This window comes from Cohaesibacter celericrescens (genome assembly GCF_002866925.1).
GTDB classification, from domain to species: domain Bacteria; phylum Pseudomonadota; class Alphaproteobacteria; order Rhizobiales; family Cohaesibacteraceae; genus Cohaesibacter; species Cohaesibacter celericrescens.
This window is the reverse complement of sequence record NZ_PKUQ01000049.1, coordinates 1-780: the sequence shown is the minus strand read 5'-3', so window position 1 is coordinate 780 and position 780 is coordinate 1. Positions and strand designations below refer to the sequence as shown.

General features: G+C 49.2%; 1 protein-coding gene. It reads left to right on the top strand.

The features are described from left to right. Positions 1 to 381: 381 nt before the first annotated feature. Positions 382 to 678, top strand: coding sequence for a hypothetical protein (locus C0081_RS19045; protein WP_101535455.1), 297 nt, complete (start codon positions 382 to 384; stop codon positions 676 to 678). Positions 679 to 780: the final 102 nt, after the last annotated feature.

The window sequence follows — 780 nt, the reverse complement described above, 5'->3', positions numbered from 1 at the left end:
GTTTGTCCACAGCAGCATGGTTGTGGTGGTTGGATTTTGTATGCGTTCGTATGGTTTTGTATTCTTCAATGTCAAGCATTCGGGGGTGATACGCGCGGTTACCTTTCAACGCAATTCTGCCGCAAAGGTGACATTTTTTCGCCCTCCGGGAAGCCGATATCCAAGGTGCGACTGGAACAAGGATATGTCCTCCCGAAATTGGATTGCCGATTAGGCCGACCAATCCTTTGACCAGCTCATTCTGCGATCAAAAGACCGTAGAACTCGACGCATTCTTACCTGCCTCCTAGGCGTGTCAGAATGCGGCAAGTATTTGGCTATATGTGCTTTCCTTCATTTCGCAAAGACGATTTGATAGGAACAAATAAAAGGAATAAGTCGATGAAAAAACTAGCTACTGCTCTTTCCGTACTCGCCATCAGCGCTATTGCTTCCACTACATTTGCTTCAGCAGCACAGCATGTCGACAGCCATGATCTAACCGGCGCTCAAGTAAAGCAGCTTGTTCAAGAACAGGGCAGTGTTCTTCTGGATACCGGCCCCAATGTGTTTGATCGTTATGTGGCAAACAGTTCTTACTGCTCACTGGGCGAAAAAGCCGAGCGCGCTTATGTCCCGACCGCTGATTCCAACTCTGAATTTGTTGGTTACACCTGCCAGGCCGACAGCAACAGCTAAGCCAGGGATACCGGCTTCCACCCTCTTTCGGGCCGTATGAAGCCGTAGTATTTCCACCACAGCACTGCACCATTGTGTGCATATGCTGTGGCGGCTTTGCAT

Coding starts and splice junctions, on each gene's coding strand:
- C0081_RS19045 (WP_101535455.1), top strand. CDS start 382: ATGAAAAAACTAGCTACTGCTCTTTCCGTACTCGCCATCAGCGCTATT.